The following is a 17,262-nucleotide window of genomic DNA, read 5'->3' as shown; positions in this document are numbered from 1 at the left end:
GGGTATGCACGAATTTTCCACGGTACAGCTGCACATCAGCGCCGACCAGGTCGCCAGCGTCTGGCTCAATCGGCCGGAGAAGAACAATGCTTTCAATGCGCTCATGCTGGAGGAGCTGCATGAAGCCTTCGATCGGATCAGCCAACAGCCGGCATTGCGCTTCATGTTCCTGCGCGGCCACGGCCGCCACTTCAGCGCGGGCGCCGATCTGGCCTGGATGCAGGCCAGCGCTCGCCTGAGCTACGCGGAAAACCTCGCTGAAGCCGCGCGTTTGGGCCAGCTCATGGAGCAACTGCAGCGCCTGCCACTGCCGACGATCGCGGTGGTGCAAGGGGCTGCATTCGCCGGGGCGATGGGCTTGGTCAGTTGTTGCGACATGGCCATCGCCGCCGACGATGCGCTGTTCAGCCTGAGCGAGGTGCGCCTGGGTCTGGCGCCGGCAGTGATCAGTCCCTACGTGGTCCAGGCCATGGGGCCGCGCGCCGCGCGCCGCTACGCCCTGACCGCCGAGCGTTTCGATGCCCTGCGGGCCAGGGAATTGGGGCTGCTCGATGAAGTGTATCCACGTGCCGAGCTGGAACAGGCGGTGCAGGACTGGACGCGCCGCCTGCTCGGCAACGGTCCCGAAGCCATGCGTGCCTGCAAGGCGCTGCTGCTGGAGATCGGTGATGGCCAGGCCACGGCGCCACGCCAAGCCTGCGCGCAAGCCCTGATTGCTCGCCTGCGTACCAGCGCCGAGGGTCAGGAAGGCATGCAAGCCTTTTTCGAAAAACGCGCGCCCGCCTGGGCCGAGGTGTTGCCATGAAACCGTCCACCCAGAGCCTCGGAACCCTGCTGATCGCCAATCGCGGCGAGATCGCCTGTCGCATCATTCGTACCGCCAGAGCCATGGGCATCCGCAGCGTAGCGATCTACAGCGAAGCCGACGCCGATGCTCGCCATGTGCACGAGGCCGATCTTGCCATCCCCCTGGGTGGCAGCAAACCTGCCGACAGTTACCTGCAGATCGACAAAGTGGTCGCTGCGGCGCTGGCCTGTGGGGCGGATGCGGTTCATCCCGGCTACGGTTTTCTCTCGGAAAACGCCGCCTTCGCCCGGCGCCTGGCGCACGAGGGCATCCTGTTTCTCGGCCCGCCCGCCGAGGCCATCGAAGCCATGGGCAGCAAGTCCGCGGCCAAGGCCTTGATGGAGCAGGCCGGGGTGCCGCTGGTGCCGGGCTATCACGACAGTGCCCAGGACCTGCAGACGTTTGTCGACGCCGCCCAGCGCATTGGTTACCCGGTGCTGCTGAAGGCCGCGGCGGGCGGCGGCGGCAAAGGCATGAAGGTGGCCGAATCGGCCGCCGAGCTGGGGCCTGCCCTGGACTCCGCACGACGCGAGGCGCTGGCCGCCTTCGGCGACGGGCACATGCTGGTGGAAAAATACCTGGCGGCCCCGCGGCACGTCGAGATTCAGGTCTTCGCCGATAAGCACGGAAGCTGTCTCTATTTGCATGAACGTGATTGCTCCATCCAGCGCCGGCATCAGAAAGTGCTGGAGGAGGCACCGGCGCCGGGGCTCGATGCGTCCTTGCGCCGAGCCATGGGCGAAGCCGCCGTGCGCGCCGCCCAGGCCATTGGCTACGTCGGCGCGGGCACCGTCGAATTCCTGCTCGATAGCGACGCTCGTTTCTACTTCATGGAGATGAATACCCGCTTGCAGGTCGAGCATCCGGTGACCGAAGCCATCACCGGGCTGGACCTGGTGGCCTGGCAGATACGTGTCGCCCGCGGCGAAGCCTTGCCGCTGACTCAGGAACAGGTGCCCTTGATCGGCCATGCCATCGAAGTGCGTCTGTACGCCGAGGACCCTGCGGGCGGCTTCCTGCCTGCCAGCGGGCAACTGGCGCTGTACCGCGAGCCGGCAGCCGGGCCTGGCCGGCGGGTGGACAGCGCGGTGCGCGAAGGCGATACCATTTCGCCGTTCTATGACCCGATGATCGCCAAACTGATTGCCTGGGGTGAAACCCGCGAAGAGGCCCGATTGCGCCTGCTGGCCATGCTGGGCGAAACCGCGGTCGGCGGAATCAAGAGCAATCTGGCGCTGCTGCAACGCATCCTTGCCACGCCGACCTTCGCTCAGGGCGAAGTCGACACGGGTTTCATCGAACGGCACACCGCAGCGCTGTTGCCCACCCCCCCGACGTTGACCCAGGCCTTCTGGGATAGCGCCGCGCGGGCGTACCTGCGCTCGACCCCGAAGAGTGTGTGCGAGCAGGACCGGCATTCACCCTGGAGCGCACCGACGGGCTGGCGCCTGCTGGCCCCTGCGCAAGCCACGCTGGATCTGCGCTGTGGCGCGCACTCCCAATTGTGCACCGTCAACCTGGCAACGTCGCCCGCCGATCTGGATGAACCACGGCTGGTCGGCCGGCGTGGGGACGTCGTTTACCTGCAGTGGCGAGGCGACCCCTACGAGGTCAGCCAGGTCGACGCCCTGTCTACGGGTACCGCAGGCGCGGCGTTGGAGGGTTCGCTGGCGGCGCCCATGAACGGCAGCATCGTCCGCCTGCTGGTCGGCCCAGGTCAGGTGGTCGAGCAGGGCGATGGTCTGGTGGTGCTGGAGGCCATGAAAATGGAGCACACCGTGCGCGCCAACCGGGCCGGCGTGATCCAGACGCTGTGCTGCGAAGAAGGCCAGATGGTCAGTGAAGGCACCGTGCTGATCGAAATGCAGGAGGCCGATCATGCTGCCTGAGCAGGTACGGATCGTCGAAGTGGGCCCGCGTGACGGCTTGCAGAACGAACAGGGCCAAGTGCGTGCCGAGGACAAGGTGGCGCTGGTCGACGCCTTGGTCGCGGCGGGCCTCAGGCATGTAGAGGTCGGCAGCTTCGTATCGCCGCGTTGGGTGCCGCAGATGGCCGACAGCGCGGCGGTCTTCGCCGCCATCGCGCGCGCGCCGGGTGTGACCTATGCTGCGCTGACGCCGAACCTGCAAGGCTTCGAAGCGGCCATCGCCGCTGGCGCGTCCGAGGTGGCAGTGTTCGCCGCCGCGTCCGAGTCCTTCTCCCAGCGCAACATCAACTGTTCCATCGCGCAGAGCCTGCAACGCTTCGAACCGGTGCTGGCCGCTGCCGTCGCCCACGGCATCAAGGTGCGCGGCTATGTGTCCTGCGTGCTGGGCTGTCCGTACGAGGGCGACATCGCGCCGGAGCGGGTGCGCGACGTGGGCGATGCCATGCTGCAGATGGGCTGCTACGAACTGTCGTTGGGCGACACCCTGGGCATCGGTACGCCTGGTGCGGCAAGACGATTGATCGACACCGTCGCGCAGCGGGTGCCACGAGGGCAACTGGCCGGGCACTTTCATGACACCTATGGCCAGGCGGTGGCCAATATCTACGCTTGCCTGCTAGAGGGCGTCCAGGTGTTCGACAGTTCCGTGGCAGGGCTGGGCGGTTGTCCCTATGCGCCCGGCGCCAGCGGCAATGTGGCGACCGAGGATGTCCTCTATCTGCTGCACGGGCTGGGCATTTCGACCGGTGTGGACCTGGAGCGAGTCGTCCAGGCCGGCCAGGCGATCATGCTCGCGCTGGGTCGGCAGAGCGCGTCGCGCGTGGCACGCGCCCGGATTGGCGCTACCGGGGCGCGCTAGCAAATCGCGCCCACAAAAAAGGCCATCCGCAGATGGCCTTTTTCAGGGGTACATCAAGCAGCCGGGTTGATCGGCTTCTCTGGGTACCAGGCGTCCAGCAATTCGCTGACTTCGACGCGGGTCAGTTCGTCGCGGCCCTTGAGCCACGCTTCGACGGTGCTGCGCTGCTCTTCGGTGACCGAACCACGCTTGGCCGAGCACACCAGACCGAAGTCGTCGCCGCCAACATAGTCCAGGCCGTTGGCATCCATCGCCTCGGTCAGGAATGCGTCGAGGAATGCGTCGATTGCCTCGTCACCCAAATCCTCCTTGAAGTCCAGGTTCAATTCGAAACCCAATTCCTGGAATTCATCGACGCACAGTTTTTTGCGCAGACGACGGGAGCGGTTAGTGGCCATGGAACAATCCTCTTAGGTAATATCGCGGCGCAGTCTACCAGTTAAGCCGAGCGCCTGCCCGATTCAGTGACAAAATGAACCACTGCCAGTCTGACCCTGGCAATCACGGGTCCAACTCGGCCAGGGTCTGCCCCAGTTCGGCCTGCAATTGCGTCAGGGCCGTGTGCAGGGCTTCGCGCAAGGGCCGCAGGTCGTCCTGTGCCGCGCTCGCTTCCAGTGCCTCACACGCTTCATACACGGCACGTGCCTGAACGATCCGGGCGGCGCCATGGATCTTGTGGGCAATGTCCACCATCCGTGGGTGGTCATCGTGTGCAATGGCGAGCAATTGCTGACCGTCGTCCGTGCAACTGCGCAGCACTTCTTCGAGCAGTCGCCGAGTCAATGCCCTGTTGCCCCCGGTCAGGGCTTGAAGTTGGTCGATCGTGTTCATGCGCTCAATCACACCAATGCATTGCGCTTGGCCATTTCGATAAGTTCCACCAGCGAATTGGCCTGAAGTTTCTGCATGAGGCGCTTCTTGTAGGTGCTGACGGTTTTGTTGCTCAGAAACATGCCAGTGGCTATTTCCTTGTTGCTGCGGCCTTGGGCAAACAATTGCAGGACCATCAACTCGCGGTCATTGATGGCCTTGAACAATTCAAGTTCTTTAAGTTGCCCATCGTCTTCTCGTGAGGGGATCAACGCCTGGCTGGGAAAATAGTTATAACCGGAAAACACCGCGCGCACGGCGCTGATCAACTCGCTGAGTGCCTCCTGCTTGCAGACGAAACCGGCGGCGCCCGACTGCATGCAGCGTATGGCGAACAAGGCCGGAGCCTGCGCGGTCAATACCAGGATCTTGAACGGCACGTTCATGCCATGGAACCGGGTCAGGACTTCCAGCCCGTCGAGCTTGGGAATACTGATATCGAGAATAAGAAGATCGGGTTGGCACTCGCGCACCATCTGCATCGCATCCACCCCGTTGTCGCTTTCGCCGACAACGCAGTAGCCTTCGTTTTCCAGAATCATTCTGACGGCCAGCCGAATGACAGGGTGATCATCGATGATGAATACATTACGCATGCAGCCTCTCCTGAACGATCCAGTAAAAGCGCGCACCTTAGCCCAGTTGCTCAAAAGGGCATACGAACGGACCCAGCAAAGTATGATTCTAGGAAACTTCCTACAGAATTAAGCGTAACGGAATACAAAGATAGTTTGATTCAAAAGAGTCAACTATCGTTTGTATTCGTTTATTTCAATACGCTCTACTAGAACGAGCTGGAGCGCCCGGTCATTTCGCCGGCCATCTCCGCGGCATAGCTGTCGGTCATGCCCGCGATGAAGTCGATCATGCGCAGAAACGACTTGTGCAGCGGCCAATCCGGTTGCGGTGCGTTGTGACCGAGCAGATCGAGAATGCGCTGGTGCTTGAAGGACAGCTTACCGGTGGTGTGCTGCTCCAGCGCCGCGCCGCAGAAGGCGTTGAGCAAGACTTCGAGCGTGGTGTAGGCGCCGATCTCGTGCAGGGTCTTGCGCTTGTCCTGGAAGATCTTCTTGCGCGCCATGTCCTTGGCATCGAGCACGCAGCGCTTGGCCGGGCCATGCATGTGCTCGACCAGATCGCCACTCAGCCGGCCGGCCAACAACGCCTCTTGCTGTTCGACGAACGCGCGTGCCGCCGCATTGGTCAGGTGCTCGATGGCCTTGCCCCGCAGGATTGCCAGCTTGCGTCGGCGCGAGTCCAGCGGCCCCAGTTGGCGGTAGGTGTCGGGGATGTCGTCGCCCACCAGATCGAGCAGCAAGGCTTCGACTTCCGCATAGTCGAGCAACTCCATTTCCAGGCCGTCTTCCAGATCTATCAGGCCATAGCAGATGTCATCCGCCGCCTCCATCAGGTACACCAGTGGGTGCCTGGCCCAGCGCTGTTCTTCGAGCAGCGGCAGGTCCAGCTTGCCGGCAATCTGCTCCAGCAGCGGCAGCTCGCTCTGATAGCAACCGAACTTGTGCTTCTTGTAGCCCAGGGCGTCGGCATGGCGCGCGGTCCAGGGATACTTGAGGTAGGTACCCAAGGTGGCATAGGTCAGCCGGGTGCCGCCGTCGAACTGGTGATACTCCAGTTGGGTGAGCACACGAAAGCCTTGGGCATTGCCCTCGAAGTTGAGGAAGTCGTCGCGCTCCACTTCGCTCATCGCATCGAGCCAGCCGCGTCCTGCCGCCTGGCGGAACCAGTGGCGAATCGCGTCTTCCCCGGAATGGCCGAAGGGCGGGTTACCGATGTCATGGGCCAGGCAGGCCGACTGCACCACCATGCCCAGGTCGCTGGGCTCGCACCATTGCGGCAATTGATCGCGCAGGGTTTCGCCCACGCGCATGCCCAGGGAGCGGCCGACACAACTGACTTCCAGCGAATGGGTCAGGCGCGTGTGGATGTGGTCGTTGCTGGAAACAGGATGCACCTGGGTCTTGCGCCCCAGTCGGCGGAAGGCACCGGAAAAGATGATGCGGTCGTGATCCTTGTGGAACGGGCTGCGGCCCAGTTCTTCAGGGCTGTGCAGGGGCTTGCCCAAGCGTTCGCGTGTAAGCAGTGTGTGCCAATCCAAGGCGATTCCTCCGGGAGCCAATCGAGCCTGCAGTGTCGGCCTGCGCAGGCCGGCTGGCAAGGCTGGCAGCGGGCCGTGAACGTATCGAAAAGTGCATTGCGGGCCTGAACGTCGAGCAAAAAAAAGCAACCCGGACGCAGTGAAGACCGCATCCGGGTTGCCTTGTGCTGCAGTGCTAGCGTCTGCGCGCGGTGCCCTGCATGGCGAGCTTGATCAGCGGCAACAGGGTGGCGCCGACTTTCGCTAGTCGAGACAGGCGACCAGGGGCACGCACCGGAGCGACCACCGGGGCACGGACGCTGTTGCCAGCCCCGCGCCCAGTCAGGAAGCCCATCAGTGTGACCCCGGCAATACCCCAGAGCGAAGCATGCTTGATGCCCATGCCGGTCTGCACCGACTGACCCAGACCGCGCAGGCGGTTGAGCGGGTTGACCAGTTGCCGCGACTCATGCCGCAGCTCCTGACGATGCATCTCCATGCGCAGGCGAATCAACGATTTGCGCATGTCGCGCCGCGATTGCGCGCTGGTGGGTTCGGTTCGGCTCATGGCAGCAGTCGCTCCCTGTCGTTGGCCAGTTCTTCCAGTGTTCCACTGAACGGCGAGGATTCATCGAACACCGCCGCCTTGAGGCGGAAGGCGCAGAAGATACCGGCCAAGACGTAGAACACCGCCAGGCCGACCATGCCGGCCATGCGGTAATTGTCCCACAGCAGAATCAGGATGAGACCGGACAACGCGACCAGTGCCAGCAGCGCGAAGACCAGGGCCAGCCCTGCGAAAAGCAACAGGCTGACGGTTCGTGATTTCTGCTCCTGCAACTCGATGCCGAACAGTTCGACATGACTGCGCAGCAGGCCGAGCATGGCAGCACCCAGGCGCCGGGACGTGGAGCCGGTGCTGTTGTCTGTGGTATCGGAGTCGAGGAGGGACATATCAGTGCCTTGTAGCCAGCAGGCCCAGAAGGAAACCTACACCGGCAGCGATGCCGACGGACTGCCAAGGATTTTCCTGCACGTAGCCTTCGGCCGCGACTACGGCCTCCTGGCTGCGCTCGGCTGCGGTTTCCTTGGTCTGCTGCAGGGATTCGCGAGCCTTGAGCAGGCTTTCGTTGATCTGCGCACGCAGCTCTTCAGCCTGGGTACCGGCGATGCTCGCGGTGTGCTCGAGCAGTTTTTCGGTGTCACGGACCAGTGCTTGAAAATCCGCTTTGAGAACTTCTTGAGCTGCTTTGGTGGTCGGGGTGGCCATGTTGATCTCCATATGGGTGGCGTCTGGATGTTTCGAGTAGGGGTGATCCCGAAGGTTCAGTGCCATTACGCGGGGCTTTCTCCTGTATAGCCCAAAATCACCTGTGTGGGTGCAATTGACTGGCCATTGGCAGCTCGCTTATGCTGTATAAAGATACAGTATATGGATAACTCGTCACCCATGCTCAACGTCGAACAACTCAAGTACAGCGTCAACCGCATGAGTCCGGATGTAGTCCGGGAAGCGGTGCTCGAGCTGCGTCTCGACGGCCTGGTCACCGAAGGCAAGACGCCCTTCAGCAAGCTGCACTTCAACACCTGCTTCGCCGAAGTCGAGGCACTTTTCCAGCGTGCCGGTTATCACCGTCCGTTGGACGTGGTCGGCTACAACGGCCTGCTGTACGCCTTGTACGATCCCACCCGCTGGGATGCAGTGGACGTCCTGCGCTGGCTCAAGGAGTTCACCGACGCGGCGCAGGCCGTCCACGCGCGATGACAGCCGTGTCGCCGTGGGCGATAATCGCGGTCTGAAACGATCGTGGAATCAAGGCATGTCTTCACCCAAGTTCGACCCCGCGGCTCACCAGGCCAGTACCCTGTGCCTGCCCCCTGGTAACTGGGCGACCGTGCTGGACTGCCTTTGCGCACATTTCCAGGCCATCGACCGCGCCCAGTGGTTGAGCCGCATGGCCCGAGACCGGGTGCTGGATGCCGAGGGCGTGCCCATCGGTCCCGCCCACGCCTACAAGCAGGGTCTGCGCATCCACTATTTCCGTGAAGTGCCGAACGAGCGGCCGATCGCCGCGCAAGAGCAGGTGCTGCACGTCGACGAACACCTGGTGGTCGCCGACAAGCCGCACTTTCTGCCGGTGACCCCGACGGGCGAATATGTCGAGCACACGCTGCTGCGCCGCCTCATCCGTCGTCTCGACAACCCGCATCTGGTGCCGCTGCACCGCATCGATCGACACACCGCCGGCCTGGTGCTGTTCTCGGCCAACCCGCAGACGCGCAGTGCCTATCAGCAACTGTTTCCCACCCGCCAGATCGAAAAGCGCTACGAAGCCATCGCTCCCGCCCTGCCCGAGCTGCAATTTCCCCTCGTGCACCGGAGCCGCCTGGAACACGGCGAACCGTTCTTCCGCATGCGCGAGGCGCCGGGGCAGAGCAACAGCGAAACCCGCATCGAGGTCGCCGAGAAAGGCGAGCACCTGTGGCGCTATGTGCTCAACCCGGTGACGGGCAAGACCCATCAGTTGCGGGTACACATGACCGCACTGGGCGCCAGTATCTGCAACGATCCGTTCTACCCGCAGTTGATCGACACCGAGGTGGACGACTATGCCCGGCCCTTGAAGCTGCTGGCTCGGTCGCTGCAGTTCCAGGATCCGCTCGACGGGCGACTGCGCAGCTTCGAAACGCAGTTGAGGCTCGGTTTATAGAACACAAAGCTGGTCGAGGCGAACGATGCCTGCCAGCGGTGTTGGCCGGTTGGACGATTGCCCGGCGCTCAGGCATTGAGGTAAATTGAGGAGGCGTAATCATGAGATTTCGTCCCTCGCTCAGGGCATCGGGCCTTCCTAGGGATGTGAAATGCCTGAGAATCTGGCTGTTTCTGTAGCTGCCGATACCGCTAAGTCGCGATTCGAGCACGAGGTTGCATCCCGTTTCGGGCTAGTACCTAACTTCTTCCAGACCGCTCAGGATGCGCCAGGGCTCATTCAGGAGTTGTGGGGTTTTGCGAAGTCGGGCTATCTGGACAACCCACTTCCATCCATTTTCAAAGAGCGGTTGTTTGTCCATCTTTCTCGCTTTTGCGAAGTGCGCTACTGCATCGTTCGACATGTGGGATTTTGATCGGCCACGGCAATCCTGCAGGTGATCCTCTTGCGGCGCCTCATACGGTCGAACAGGCAGTGACACTTCTATCGAAGCCGGCTGTACTGGCAGAGGAAGAACTGACCTCGGTTTTCCAGCGGCTTAAAGCCTGTCATTTGCCCCAGATGCCGGCCATGGATTCTCGGGAGGAATATGACGTTTTCATCGCCGCCTCGGTCATGTTCGTCAGCCCGGCGCGCTCATCCCAGGCCGCGACTGCCTTGCGCCACTCGGTGGGTGGAGCGAATTTCGAAATCATCACCGCATTTCTTGCCTTCATCCGTACCGCACACTATTGGACGTTGACGCATCCGGAGCTTGCATTCGAAAGCGACATGGTCGCCTTGCTCGGTGCACAAGAGCGGTTGTCCAACCTTCTGTTGAACGGTTCCGATGCCGCGAAAGCGAGCTTGGGCAGCAACTTGCACAAAGAGCTTGTGCAATTGCGGAACGAACACGATGACCGAGAGGCCTTGAGGCGGGCGCTTGCAGATCTGGAAGTGGGACAACGCCACCAGCGACTGCTTATCAACGAACTCAATCATCGCGTGAAAAATACATTGGCCATTGTGCAATCTCTTGCTTATCAGACGCTCCGAGGCGCGAACGTAGATTCGTCAGTGCGCGAGGCATTCACTGGACGCCTTGTTGCGTTGGCAGAAGCTCACGACCTGCTCAATACGGAAAACTGGGAGAATGCCAGCTTGCAGGACGTCTTGCTCCAAGCTTTCAAAGCACAGGCGCCTGAATTGGTAGCACGTGTTCAGTTGGAGGGCCCTCGTGTATTGCTCAATCCGAAGCAGGCATTATCCATTGCGATGGCGACCCACGAATTGACGACCAATGCCATCAAATATGGCGCGCTTTCCAATGAGCATGGATACATTCGAGTTTGCTGGTCTGTTGCCGAATTTTCAGAAGAACGATGGATGGAATTGACCTGGGTCGAGCTGCAGGGTCCTGAAATTACCCGCACCAATCCGCCAGGGTTCGGCACTCGATTGATCCAGCGTGGCCTCGCAGCCGAACTAAACGGAGAAGCAACTCTCAGGTTTCACTCTGATGGAGTTGAATGTGTCATCCGTGCACCTCTGGTTCAGGAGCAGTGACATGGGCAAAGTCTATATAGTCGAGGACGAGGCGCTTGTAGCCATGTTGATCGAAGACATGGTGACAGAGCTCGGCCACGAAGTCGTTGCCATGGCCAAGTCATTGGACGAGGCATTGCTGACCGCGCAGAGCCTTCACTGTGATTTCGCACTGCTGGATATCAACCTGAACGGTCAGACCTCTTTTCCCATCGCGCACACGTTGGCAGGTCGGGGTATCCCGTTCCTGTTCGCCAGCGGATATGGCCCCGCAGGGCTGGATGCAGAATTCAGCGGCTGTCCGATTCTAAGCAAGCCATTTTCCATCGCTCAACTTGATAAGCAGATTCAGCACTGTCTAGGGAACGCGGCAATATCCTGAATATTGAAAATTCACCCGCACCCTGTATTGGGTGCGTACGGCCGTGCCGATCTGCTTCCTGGCAAGAGGTCGGATTTTCGACCTCCATCTGTGCTATTTCTCGTCTGATAGGGCGATACTGATGTCCGAACCGTCTGACTTTTCCCGTGACATCAGTGTCATCGCCAACATTGATGCCGTTCCGCTCATTCTCACTATGGTCAAGCACGTAACAGGGATGAGGTTCGCAGCAGTTGCACGAGTAACCGAGACGAAGTGGGTCGCATGTGCGGTGGATGACTCAATCGATTTCGGACTCGTACCCGGTGGCGAGTTGGTGCTGGAAACGACAATCTGTCACGAAATACGGCAGCACCGGCAACCGGTGATTTTCACTCATGCCAGCCAGCATCCGGTTTATTCCACCCACCACACCCCTCACACCTATCATTTGGAAAGCTACGTTTCCATCCCCATTACCAGAACCAATGGGGACTTCTTCGGCACACTTTGCGCGATAGACCAATCCCCTGCGCAGTTCGATGAAGATGCGGTATGTAAAACGCTCACGCTTTTTGCCCAACTTATCGCCTTACAGCTGGATGTTCAGGAGGAGCTCTTGAACAAGGACAATGCATTGCTCGACGCCGCGGAAGCGGGCGGCCTCCGGGAACAGTTCATCGCCGTTCTGGGCCATGACTTGCGTTCGCCCTTGAGCGCTATCCGTATGAGTGCTGATTTACTGGAGGCAAAGCTCACCGGCGTGCGTGAGCGCGGCTTGACTTCGGCGATCAGACAAAGCTCCCAGCGCATGGGTGCGCTGATCGAAGATGTCCTTGATTTTTCACGTGGGAAATTGGGTGGCGGCATTCCAATCAAACTCGCCTTGCATGATGATCTGGATGCCGTTTTCGCTGCAGTTATCAGCGAGGTTATCGCAGGCAATCCTGGCGTACGAATCCGTCACACGATCTCTATTTCCCCAGGAATCTTCTGTGATGCGGGCAGAATGGGGCAGTTGCTTTCCAATCTGTTGGGCAACGCTGTGACGCACGGCTCTGCCCTGCACCCCATTGAAGTCACCGCAACAATGCAGGAAAACTTCATTGTTTTGTCAGTGGCCAACCAAGGTACCTGCATACCCGAGACTTTACTGCCGCGGCTTTTCGAGCCATTCACACGTTCGGCGGACGGTGGACGTGGGGAAGGGCTCGGGTTGGGCCTGTATATCGCTTCCCAGATCGTGAAGGGGCACAAAGGGACGCTCACCGTAAGCTCGACACCTGAGGCAGGCACCTGTTTCGTGGCGACGTTTCCGGGCGCGCTGGAATGGAGGCCGGACGACTCACAGGCGCTCGATGATTGACTGAATTCGTTGGTCGAGCCCATCCCAGCGGTTATACCTGCGATGTCCTTTGCAACAAAAAGCCCGCCAAATGGCTGGCTTTTTGTTGCAGATGGTCGGAGAGGCAGGATTCGAACCTGCGGCCTTCTCGTCCCGAACGAGACGCGCTACCTGGCTGCGCTACACTCCGTGATCTTCAAACGTGCTGCAGGGCGCGCTGCGGTGATGTCACCGCAAACAGCGCCCGGCCATCACAGCTCCTTGACGGTCCGCACCTGGTCCTTGTTGACCCGGGTGGTCTTGCCGTCCAGCTGCTTGAATTCGTAGAAGCCAGCGTCTTCGTCGTAGGAGGGGGTATCCACTGCCTGGATTTCACGACCGTCATTGAGGGTGATCACGGTAGGCGATGCGCAACCGGCGAGCGATGCCAGGCCCAGCGCGAGCATGAAGGCGGGAAGGATCCGGTGAGTCATTATGTTTCTCCACAAAACAAAAAAGGGTACTGGCGTATACGGGGGTGAGACGGTATTTGTGCCAGCAAAGTTCCGTTGGTCCGACCGTCACAGTCTAGCGCCTGAGAACGCTGTCAGCGACCCAGCAATTGCGGCGTGTTGAGATTGGCCAGGCGTGCATCATCCTCGGCGCATTGCAGTGCCTGTGCGCCGAGTGCCAGGAGCACCCGCCGCGGACTGCGTTCGCCGGCATCCCAGGCCTGACGCATCGCGGTCAGATGGGCCTTCGGCACGATGCACAGCAGCGGTTCCCAGAACTCGCCCTGGCGGACCATCAGTGGCTGTTCCGGGTGCCTTTGCTGGGTCTGGCGCATGGCAGCGAGCAACGCAGAGTCCACCCCTGGCACGTCGCAGGGCAGCACCAGCAGCAACGGGTGCCGCGCAGCCTCCAGCCCGGCGATCATCCCGGCCATCGGTCCCGGGAAGTCGCTGCTCTGGTCGTGCACCAACCGATCGGCAAAGGCGGCGTAGTGCTCGTGGTTGCGGTTGCAGGAGATGATCAGGTCATCGGTCATTGGCCGTACACAACGCTGCAGATGCTGGATCAACGGCTGGCCACGCCAGTCGATCAGGCCTTTGTCACGGCCCCCCATGCGTTGGCCGCGGCCACCTGCCAGGAGCAGGACAGAGCAGAGGGGCAGGGTATCGGCAGCGTTCATTCGGGCGCTCGGACAGTGGCTGGGGGCTGTGATATAACACCGCCCATTCCATCAGACAACCGGACCTCGCCAATGAAAGCCAAGGCAGATGTACCCTTCGTGCCCCTCAACATTGCCGTCTTGACGGTGAGCGACACCCGCACCGTGGAAACCGACACCTCCGGTCAGTTGTTCGTCGATCGCCTCAGTGCAGCCGGCCACGGCCTCTATGCCCGAGCGCTGCTCAAGGACGACCTGTACAAGATCCGCGCCCAGGTGGCGCAGTGGATCGCCGACGATCAATGCCAGGTGGTGCTGATCACCGGCGGCACCGGCTTCACCGGTCGCGACAGTACCCCGGAAGCCGTCAGCTGCCTGCTGGACAAGCAGGTCGACGGGTTCGGCGAGCTGTTCCGGCAGATCTCCGTGGCCGACATCGGCACTTCGACCGTGCAGTCCCGCGCCCTGGCCGGGCTCGCCAACGGCACTTTGGTGTGCTGCCTGCCGGGCTCGACCAATGCCTGCCGCACCGGCTGGGACGGCATTCTTGCCGAGCAGCTGGACGTGCGTCACCGGCCCTGCAACTTCGTCGTGCACCTCAAGCAGGCCGAGCCCTGCGTCAGCCGTGGCTGAGTTGCCGGCGGCGCAGCCGCTGCTACCGGTCGAGCAGGCGCTGGCGCAACTGCTGGCCATGGCCGATGCCGCGCCCATCCGCGAGCGTGAGCAGATCGCCCTGGCCCAAGGCGGCGGTCGGGTGCTCGCCGATGACCTGATCGCCACCCTCGACCTGCCACCCTGGCCCAATAGCGCCATGGACGGCTACGCGCTGCGCCGAGACGACTGGCAGGGTGAACCCCTGCGCGTCAGCCAGCGTATCTTCGCCGGCGCCGTGCCCGAGCCGCTGGAGCCCGGCACCTGCGCACGCATCTTCACCGGCGCCCCGATGCCGGACGGCGCCGACTGCGTGGAAATGCAGGAAAACGCTCGCATCGAAGATGATGAGCGGGTGAGCTTCAACCAGACTTTGAGAGTTGGCCAGAACATCCGTCCGCAAGGGCAGGAAACCCGTATCGGCGACCGCCTGCTGACGGCGGGCAGCCGCCTGGGCGCGATCGAGCTGGGGTTGCTGGCGTCCATGGGGCGGGCCCATATCGACGTGGTTCGCCGACCACGGGTGGCGGTACTGTCGACAGGCGATGAATTGGTTGAACCCGGCCAGCCGCTGGGGCCCGGACAGATCTACAACAGCAATCGTCAGGTGCTGTGCAGTGCCTTGAGTGGGTTGGGCTGCGAAGTGGTGGACGCCGGCATTCTGCCCGACGATCTGCAACAGACACGCCAGCGCCTGGCGGCGTTGGGTGATGTGGACCTGATTCTGTCCACGGGGGGCGTCTCGGTGGGCGAAGCCGATTTTCTCGGCATCGCCCTGCGCGAGGAGGGTCAACTGGCCCTCTGGAAACTGGCGATCAAACCCGGCAAGCCGCTGACCTTCGGCCACTTTCGGGGCGTGCCGGTCATCGGCCTGCCGGGCAATCCCGCTTCTACACTGGTGACCTTCACCCTTCTGGCACGGCCTTACCTGCTGCGCCGCCTGGGTGTACAGGACGTTGCGCCGCTGCGCTTCCAGCTGCCAGCCGGATTTGCCTGGCCTCGCGCCGGCACCCGTCGCGAGTACCTGCGCGGGCGTGTCGAACAGGGCCGGGCGGTGATCTACCCCAATCAGAGCTCAGGCGTGCTGCTCAGCGCAGCCTGGGCCCATGGACTGGTCGAGATCGGTGAAGGTTGCACGGTGGCTGAAGGCGACCTGGTCACCTTCATCCCGTTCAGCGAGCTGTTCTAGACCTTGCTCTTGTCCGACTCCACGGCTGCCGGTGCGCGGCCGTAGATGTCGGTGAAGCGCACGATGTCGTCTTCGCCCAGGTATTCGCCGCTCTGCACTTCGATCATGACCAGGTCTATCACGCCGGAGTTGACCAGGCGGTGCACGTGGCCCTGCTTGATGAAGGTCGATTCGTTGGTGTCGAGCAGGAATTCGTTGTCACCGTTGGTGACCCGAGCCATGCCGCTGACCACGATCCAGTGCTCGCTGCGGTGGTGGTGCATCTGCAACGACAGCGTGCCACCGGGCTTGACCACGATTCGCTTGATCTTGAAGCGCTTGCCTTCCTCAAGAATGGTGTAGGTGCCCCATGGGCGGGTGACCGTGCGGTGCAGGCGGAAGGCGTCGTGGCCCTGGCGCTTGAGTTGCTGGGCGAGCAGCTTGACGTCCTGGGTGCGGCTGCCGTCGGCGATCAACAGCGCGTCCGGGGTGTCGATCACCACCAGATTGTCCACGCCGACCGCGCCGACCAAGCGACGGGGCGAGTCGATGTAGCAGTTGCTCACGTCGTGCAATACGGTCTCGCCGTTGCACTGGTTGCCCTGTGCGTCGGCCGGAGTCAGCTCGCGCACCGCTTGCCACGAACCAATGTCGCTCCAGCCCATCTGGCAGGGAATCACTGCGACCTTGTCGGAGCGTTCGAGCAAGGCATAGTCGATCGAGATGTCCGGCGCCAGGGCAAAGGTGCTGCTGTCCAGTTCGACCTGCAGCTCACGGTTGCCCTGTTTGATGTCGCTGACCTGCAGGCAGGTGGTGGCGGCCAGCAGCACGTCCGGTGCGTGCTTTTCCAGCTCGCCCAGGAGCACGTCGACGCGCATGCAGAACATGCCGGCGTTCCACAGGTAGTCACCGCTGTCCAGGTAGGCCTGGGCGGTGACCTGATCCGGCTTCTCGCGGAACCGTGCTACCTGGTAGCTGCCGTCGCCCAGATCGGCGCCGCGCTCGATGTAGCCAAAGCCGGTTTCCGGCGTTTGCGGCACCAGGCCGAAGGTGACCAGCCAGCCCTCGTCGGCTTTCTTGCGTGCCGCGCTGACCGCTGCCTGGAACGCGTCGATGTCGCGAATCAGGTGGTCGGCCGGCAGCACCAGCAACTGCGCCGAGGCGCCGTAGTGCTTGGCCGCGTGCAGGGCGGCGCTGGCGATGGCCGGTGCGGTGTTGCGGCCGGCAGGCTCGAGAATGAAATCGAGCAGGGCGTTGCGATCGTTCAGTTGGCGGTAGTCGTCCAGCGTGCGGAAGAACACCTCGCGGTTGGTCACGGTCAGCACGCGATCCACGCCCGGCAGTTGCGAGGCACGGGTGAAGGTCTTCTGCAGCAGGCTTTCGCCGTCCGGCAGGCGCATGAAGGGCTTGGGCATGGCTTCGCGCGATACGGGCCACAGGCGGGTGCCGGAGCCCCCGGCGATGATGCAGGGAATCAGAGTCGTCATAGGTCGAGCCTCGAGTTGGAGAAGGCGGGCGGCACCTGCATGGGCAGGCGTACACGACCAGCCAGGCTGGATGCATGAAAGGGTCGATGGAAAAAAGGGCAGAACGAAGGAATCAGCGATTCGACAATGCTACCGCCAGCCGGAGACGGGCCGGACGTGCAGGAATCGGAGGGGTAACGGCCACTTCGATGATGGCCAGTTGCGTCGCAGTAAAGCCTAAACGAGAACCGTTGGCGAGTGGTAAATGCACGAATGGTTAAAAACTT

General features: G+C 61.9%; 21 protein-coding genes and 1 tRNA gene. 11 read left to right on the top strand and 11 right to left on the bottom strand.

The window, feature by feature from the left end; all coding sequences use genetic code 11:
* Window positions 1-4 precede the first annotated feature (4 nt).
* From QMX89_RS15325 to QMX89_RS15315, 3 genes are read left to right on the top strand one after another with little or no spacing between them, the layout of a single operon-like run.
* A complete protein-coding gene (locus tag QMX89_RS15325; protein WP_282348842.1) occupies window positions 5-805 on the top strand; it encodes an enoyl-CoA hydratase-related protein in 801 nt (266 codons plus the stop codon).
* Window positions 802-2,736: an acetyl/propionyl/methylcrotonyl-CoA carboxylase subunit alpha gene (locus tag QMX89_RS15320; RefSeq protein ID WP_282348841.1), complete on the top strand. Its 1,935-nt coding sequence runs from the start codon at window positions 802-804 to the stop codon at window positions 2,734-2,736. The genes QMX89_RS15325 and QMX89_RS15320 overlap by 4 nt, the downstream gene beginning before the upstream one ends.
* Window positions 2,723-3,634: a hydroxymethylglutaryl-CoA lyase gene (locus tag QMX89_RS15315; RefSeq protein WP_282348867.1), complete on the top strand. Its 912-nt coding sequence runs from the start codon at window positions 2,723-2,725 to the stop codon at window positions 3,632-3,634. Before QMX89_RS15320 ends, QMX89_RS15315 begins: the two co-directional genes overlap by 14 nt.
* A 53-nt stretch (window positions 3,635-3,687) precedes the next feature.
* Here the strand turns inward: QMX89_RS15315 and QMX89_RS15310 are convergent, their stop codons facing one another.
* The 7 genes from QMX89_RS15310 to QMX89_RS15280 all read right to left on the bottom strand — a co-directional run bounded on the left by QMX89_RS15310 (window position 3,688) and on the right by QMX89_RS15280 (window position 7,869).
* Window positions 3,688-4,032, bottom strand: coding sequence for a YggL family protein (locus tag QMX89_RS15310; RefSeq protein ID WP_049859106.1), 345 nt, complete (start codon window positions 4,030-4,032; stop codon window positions 3,688-3,690).
* A gap of 103 nt (window positions 4,033-4,135) precedes the next feature.
* Window positions 4,136-4,465 (bottom strand): Hpt domain-containing protein, encoded by a 330-nt coding sequence (locus QMX89_RS15305; protein ID WP_282348840.1) that lies wholly within the window; start codon window positions 4,463-4,465, stop codon window positions 4,136-4,138.
* An 8-nt stretch (window positions 4,466-4,473) separates the two neighbouring features.
* Window positions 4,474-5,100, bottom strand: a complete 627-nt coding sequence (locus QMX89_RS15300; protein WP_282348839.1) for a response regulator transcription factor — start codon at window positions 5,098-5,100, stop codon at window positions 4,474-4,476.
* A 188-nt stretch (window positions 5,101-5,288) separates the two neighbouring features.
* Entirely contained in the window at window positions 5,289-6,620 is a 1,332-nt protein-coding gene (locus QMX89_RS15295) for a deoxyguanosinetriphosphate triphosphohydrolase (protein ID WP_282348838.1), read from the bottom strand.
* A 175-nt stretch (window positions 6,621-6,795) separates the two neighbouring features.
* On the bottom strand, window positions 6,796-7,167 hold the full coding sequence (locus QMX89_RS15290) for a hypothetical protein (RefSeq protein ID WP_049859110.1): 372 nt from the start codon (window positions 7,165-7,167) through the stop codon (window positions 6,796-6,798).
* The gene (locus tag QMX89_RS15285; protein ID WP_049859111.1) at window positions 7,164-7,553 is read right to left on the bottom strand and encodes a phage holin family protein; all 390 of its coding nucleotides are present in this window, start codon (window positions 7,551-7,553) and stop codon (window positions 7,164-7,166) included. The genes QMX89_RS15290 and QMX89_RS15285 overlap by 4 nt, the downstream gene beginning before the upstream one ends.
* 1 nt (window position 7,554) lies before the next feature.
* On the bottom strand, window positions 7,555-7,869 hold the full coding sequence (locus QMX89_RS15280; protein WP_049859771.1) for a DUF883 family protein: 315 nt from the start codon (window positions 7,867-7,869) through the stop codon (window positions 7,555-7,557).
* Window positions 7,870-8,049: 180 nt separating this feature from the next.
* Here QMX89_RS15280 and QMX89_RS15275 point away from each other — a divergent pair, with 180 nt between their 5' ends.
* From QMX89_RS15275 to QMX89_RS15250, 6 genes are all read left to right on the top strand, one after another.
* Window positions 8,050-8,364, top strand: a complete 315-nt coding sequence (locus tag QMX89_RS15275; RefSeq protein WP_056843092.1) for a hypothetical protein — start codon at window positions 8,050-8,052, stop codon at window positions 8,362-8,364.
* A 55-nt stretch (window positions 8,365-8,419) separates the two neighbouring features.
* Window positions 8,420-9,310, top strand: coding sequence for a pseudouridine synthase (locus QMX89_RS15270; RefSeq protein ID WP_282348836.1), 891 nt, complete (start codon window positions 8,420-8,422; stop codon window positions 9,308-9,310).
* Between the two features lie 151 nt (window positions 9,311-9,461).
* The gene (locus tag QMX89_RS15265) at window positions 9,462-9,725 is read left to right on the top strand and encodes a hypothetical protein (protein ID WP_282348835.1); all 264 of its coding nucleotides are present in this window, start codon (window positions 9,462-9,464) and stop codon (window positions 9,723-9,725) included.
* Complete coding sequence (locus QMX89_RS15260) at window positions 9,722-10,855, top strand: sensor histidine kinase (RefSeq protein ID WP_282348834.1); 1,134 nt, start codon at window positions 9,722-9,724, stop codon at window positions 10,853-10,855. The genes QMX89_RS15265 and QMX89_RS15260 overlap by 4 nt, the downstream gene beginning before the upstream one ends.
* Window position 10,856: 1 nt before the next feature.
* The gene (locus QMX89_RS15255) at window positions 10,857-11,216 is read left to right on the top strand and encodes a response regulator (RefSeq protein WP_282348833.1); all 360 of its coding nucleotides are present in this window, start codon (window positions 10,857-10,859) and stop codon (window positions 11,214-11,216) included.
* A gap of 121 nt (window positions 11,217-11,337) precedes the next feature.
* Window positions 11,338-12,561, top strand: coding sequence for a GAF domain-containing sensor histidine kinase (locus QMX89_RS15250; protein ID WP_282348831.1), 1,224 nt, complete (start codon window positions 11,338-11,340; stop codon window positions 12,559-12,561).
* 92 nt (window positions 12,562-12,653) lie between these two features.
* Here the strand turns inward: QMX89_RS15250 and QMX89_RS15245 are convergent.
* The 3 genes from QMX89_RS15245 to mobA form a co-directional block, all read right to left on the bottom strand.
* Window positions 12,654-12,730 (bottom strand) — tRNA-Pro (locus QMX89_RS15245).
* 61 nt (window positions 12,731-12,791) lie between these two features.
* Entirely contained in the window at window positions 12,792-13,013 is a 222-nt protein-coding gene (locus QMX89_RS15240) for a YgdI/YgdR family lipoprotein (RefSeq protein ID WP_049859114.1), read from the bottom strand.
* A gap of 113 nt (window positions 13,014-13,126) precedes the next feature.
* Window positions 13,127-13,711 (bottom strand): molybdenum cofactor guanylyltransferase MobA, encoded by a 585-nt coding sequence (gene mobA, locus QMX89_RS15235; protein WP_282348830.1) that lies wholly within the window; start codon window positions 13,709-13,711, stop codon window positions 13,127-13,129.
* A gap of 72 nt (window positions 13,712-13,783) precedes the next feature.
* Here mobA and moaB point away from each other — a divergent pair, with 72 nt between their 5' ends.
* Both moaB and glp read left to right on the top strand, forming a co-directional pair.
* Entirely contained in the window at window positions 13,784-14,323 is a 540-nt protein-coding gene (moaB, locus tag QMX89_RS15230) for a molybdenum cofactor biosynthesis protein B (RefSeq protein ID WP_049859116.1), read from the top strand.
* A complete protein-coding gene (gene glp / locus QMX89_RS15225) occupies window positions 14,316-15,530 on the top strand; it encodes a gephyrin-like molybdotransferase Glp (RefSeq protein WP_282348829.1) in 1,215 nt (404 codons plus the stop codon). Before moaB ends, glp begins: the two co-directional genes overlap by 8 nt.
* Here glp and QMX89_RS15220 read toward each other — a convergent pair.
* Entirely contained in the window at window positions 15,527-16,996 is a 1,470-nt protein-coding gene (locus tag QMX89_RS15220) for a mannose-1-phosphate guanylyltransferase/mannose-6-phosphate isomerase (RefSeq protein ID WP_282348828.1), read from the bottom strand. The genes glp and QMX89_RS15220 overlap by 4 nt on opposite strands.
* Window positions 16,997-17,262: the final 266 nt, after the last annotated feature.

The organism is Pseudomonas sp. PS01301 (assembly GCF_029960215.1).
Taxonomy (GTDB): Bacteria; Pseudomonadota; Gammaproteobacteria; order Pseudomonadales; family Pseudomonadaceae; genus Aquipseudomonas; species Aquipseudomonas coleopterorum.
Note: the sequence above shows the minus strand (reverse complement) of the source record. Positions and strands in the feature narration are given on the sequence as shown.

Coding starts and splice junctions, on each gene's coding strand:
- QMX89_RS15220 (WP_282348828.1), bottom strand. CDS start 16,996: ATGACGACTCTGATTCCCTGCATCATCGCCGGGGGCTCCGGCACCCGC.
- QMX89_RS15290 (WP_049859110.1), bottom strand. CDS start 7,167: ATGAGCCGAACCGAACCCACCAGCGCGCAATCGCGGCGCGACATGCGC.
- QMX89_RS15320 (WP_282348841.1), top strand. CDS start 802: ATGAAACCGTCCACCCAGAGCCTCGGAACCCTGCTGATCGCCAATCGC.
- QMX89_RS15280 (WP_049859771.1), bottom strand. CDS start 7,869: ATGGCCACCCCGACCACCAAAGCAGCTCAAGAAGTTCTCAAAGCGGAT.
- QMX89_RS15275 (WP_056843092.1), top strand. CDS start 8,050: ATGCTCAACGTCGAACAACTCAAGTACAGCGTCAACCGCATGAGTCCG.
- QMX89_RS15265 (WP_282348835.1), top strand. CDS start 9,462: ATGCCTGAGAATCTGGCTGTTTCTGTAGCTGCCGATACCGCTAAGTCG.
- QMX89_RS15255 (WP_282348833.1), top strand. CDS start 10,857: ATGGGCAAAGTCTATATAGTCGAGGACGAGGCGCTTGTAGCCATGTTG.
- QMX89_RS15325 (WP_282348842.1), top strand. CDS start 5: ATGCACGAATTTTCCACGGTACAGCTGCACATCAGCGCCGACCAGGTC.
- QMX89_RS15310 (WP_049859106.1), bottom strand. CDS start 4,032: ATGGCCACTAACCGCTCCCGTCGTCTGCGCAAAAAACTGTGCGTCGAT.
- QMX89_RS15270 (WP_282348836.1), top strand. CDS start 8,420: ATGTCTTCACCCAAGTTCGACCCCGCGGCTCACCAGGCCAGTACCCTG.
- QMX89_RS15300 (WP_282348839.1), bottom strand. CDS start 5,100: ATGCGTAATGTATTCATCATCGATGATCACCCTGTCATTCGGCTGGCC.
- mobA (WP_282348830.1), bottom strand. CDS start 13,711: ATGAACGCTGCCGATACCCTGCCCCTCTGCTCTGTCCTGCTCCTGGCA.
- QMX89_RS15240 (WP_049859114.1), bottom strand. CDS start 13,013: ATGACTCACCGGATCCTTCCCGCCTTCATGCTCGCGCTGGGCCTGGCA.
- moaB (WP_049859116.1), top strand. CDS start 13,784: ATGAAAGCCAAGGCAGATGTACCCTTCGTGCCCCTCAACATTGCCGTC.
- QMX89_RS15250 (WP_282348831.1), top strand. CDS start 11,338: ATGTCCGAACCGTCTGACTTTTCCCGTGACATCAGTGTCATCGCCAAC.
- QMX89_RS15305 (WP_282348840.1), bottom strand. CDS start 4,465: ATGAACACGATCGACCAACTTCAAGCCCTGACCGGGGGCAACAGGGCA.
- QMX89_RS15285 (WP_049859111.1), bottom strand. CDS start 7,553: ATGTCCCTCCTCGACTCCGATACCACAGACAACAGCACCGGCTCCACG.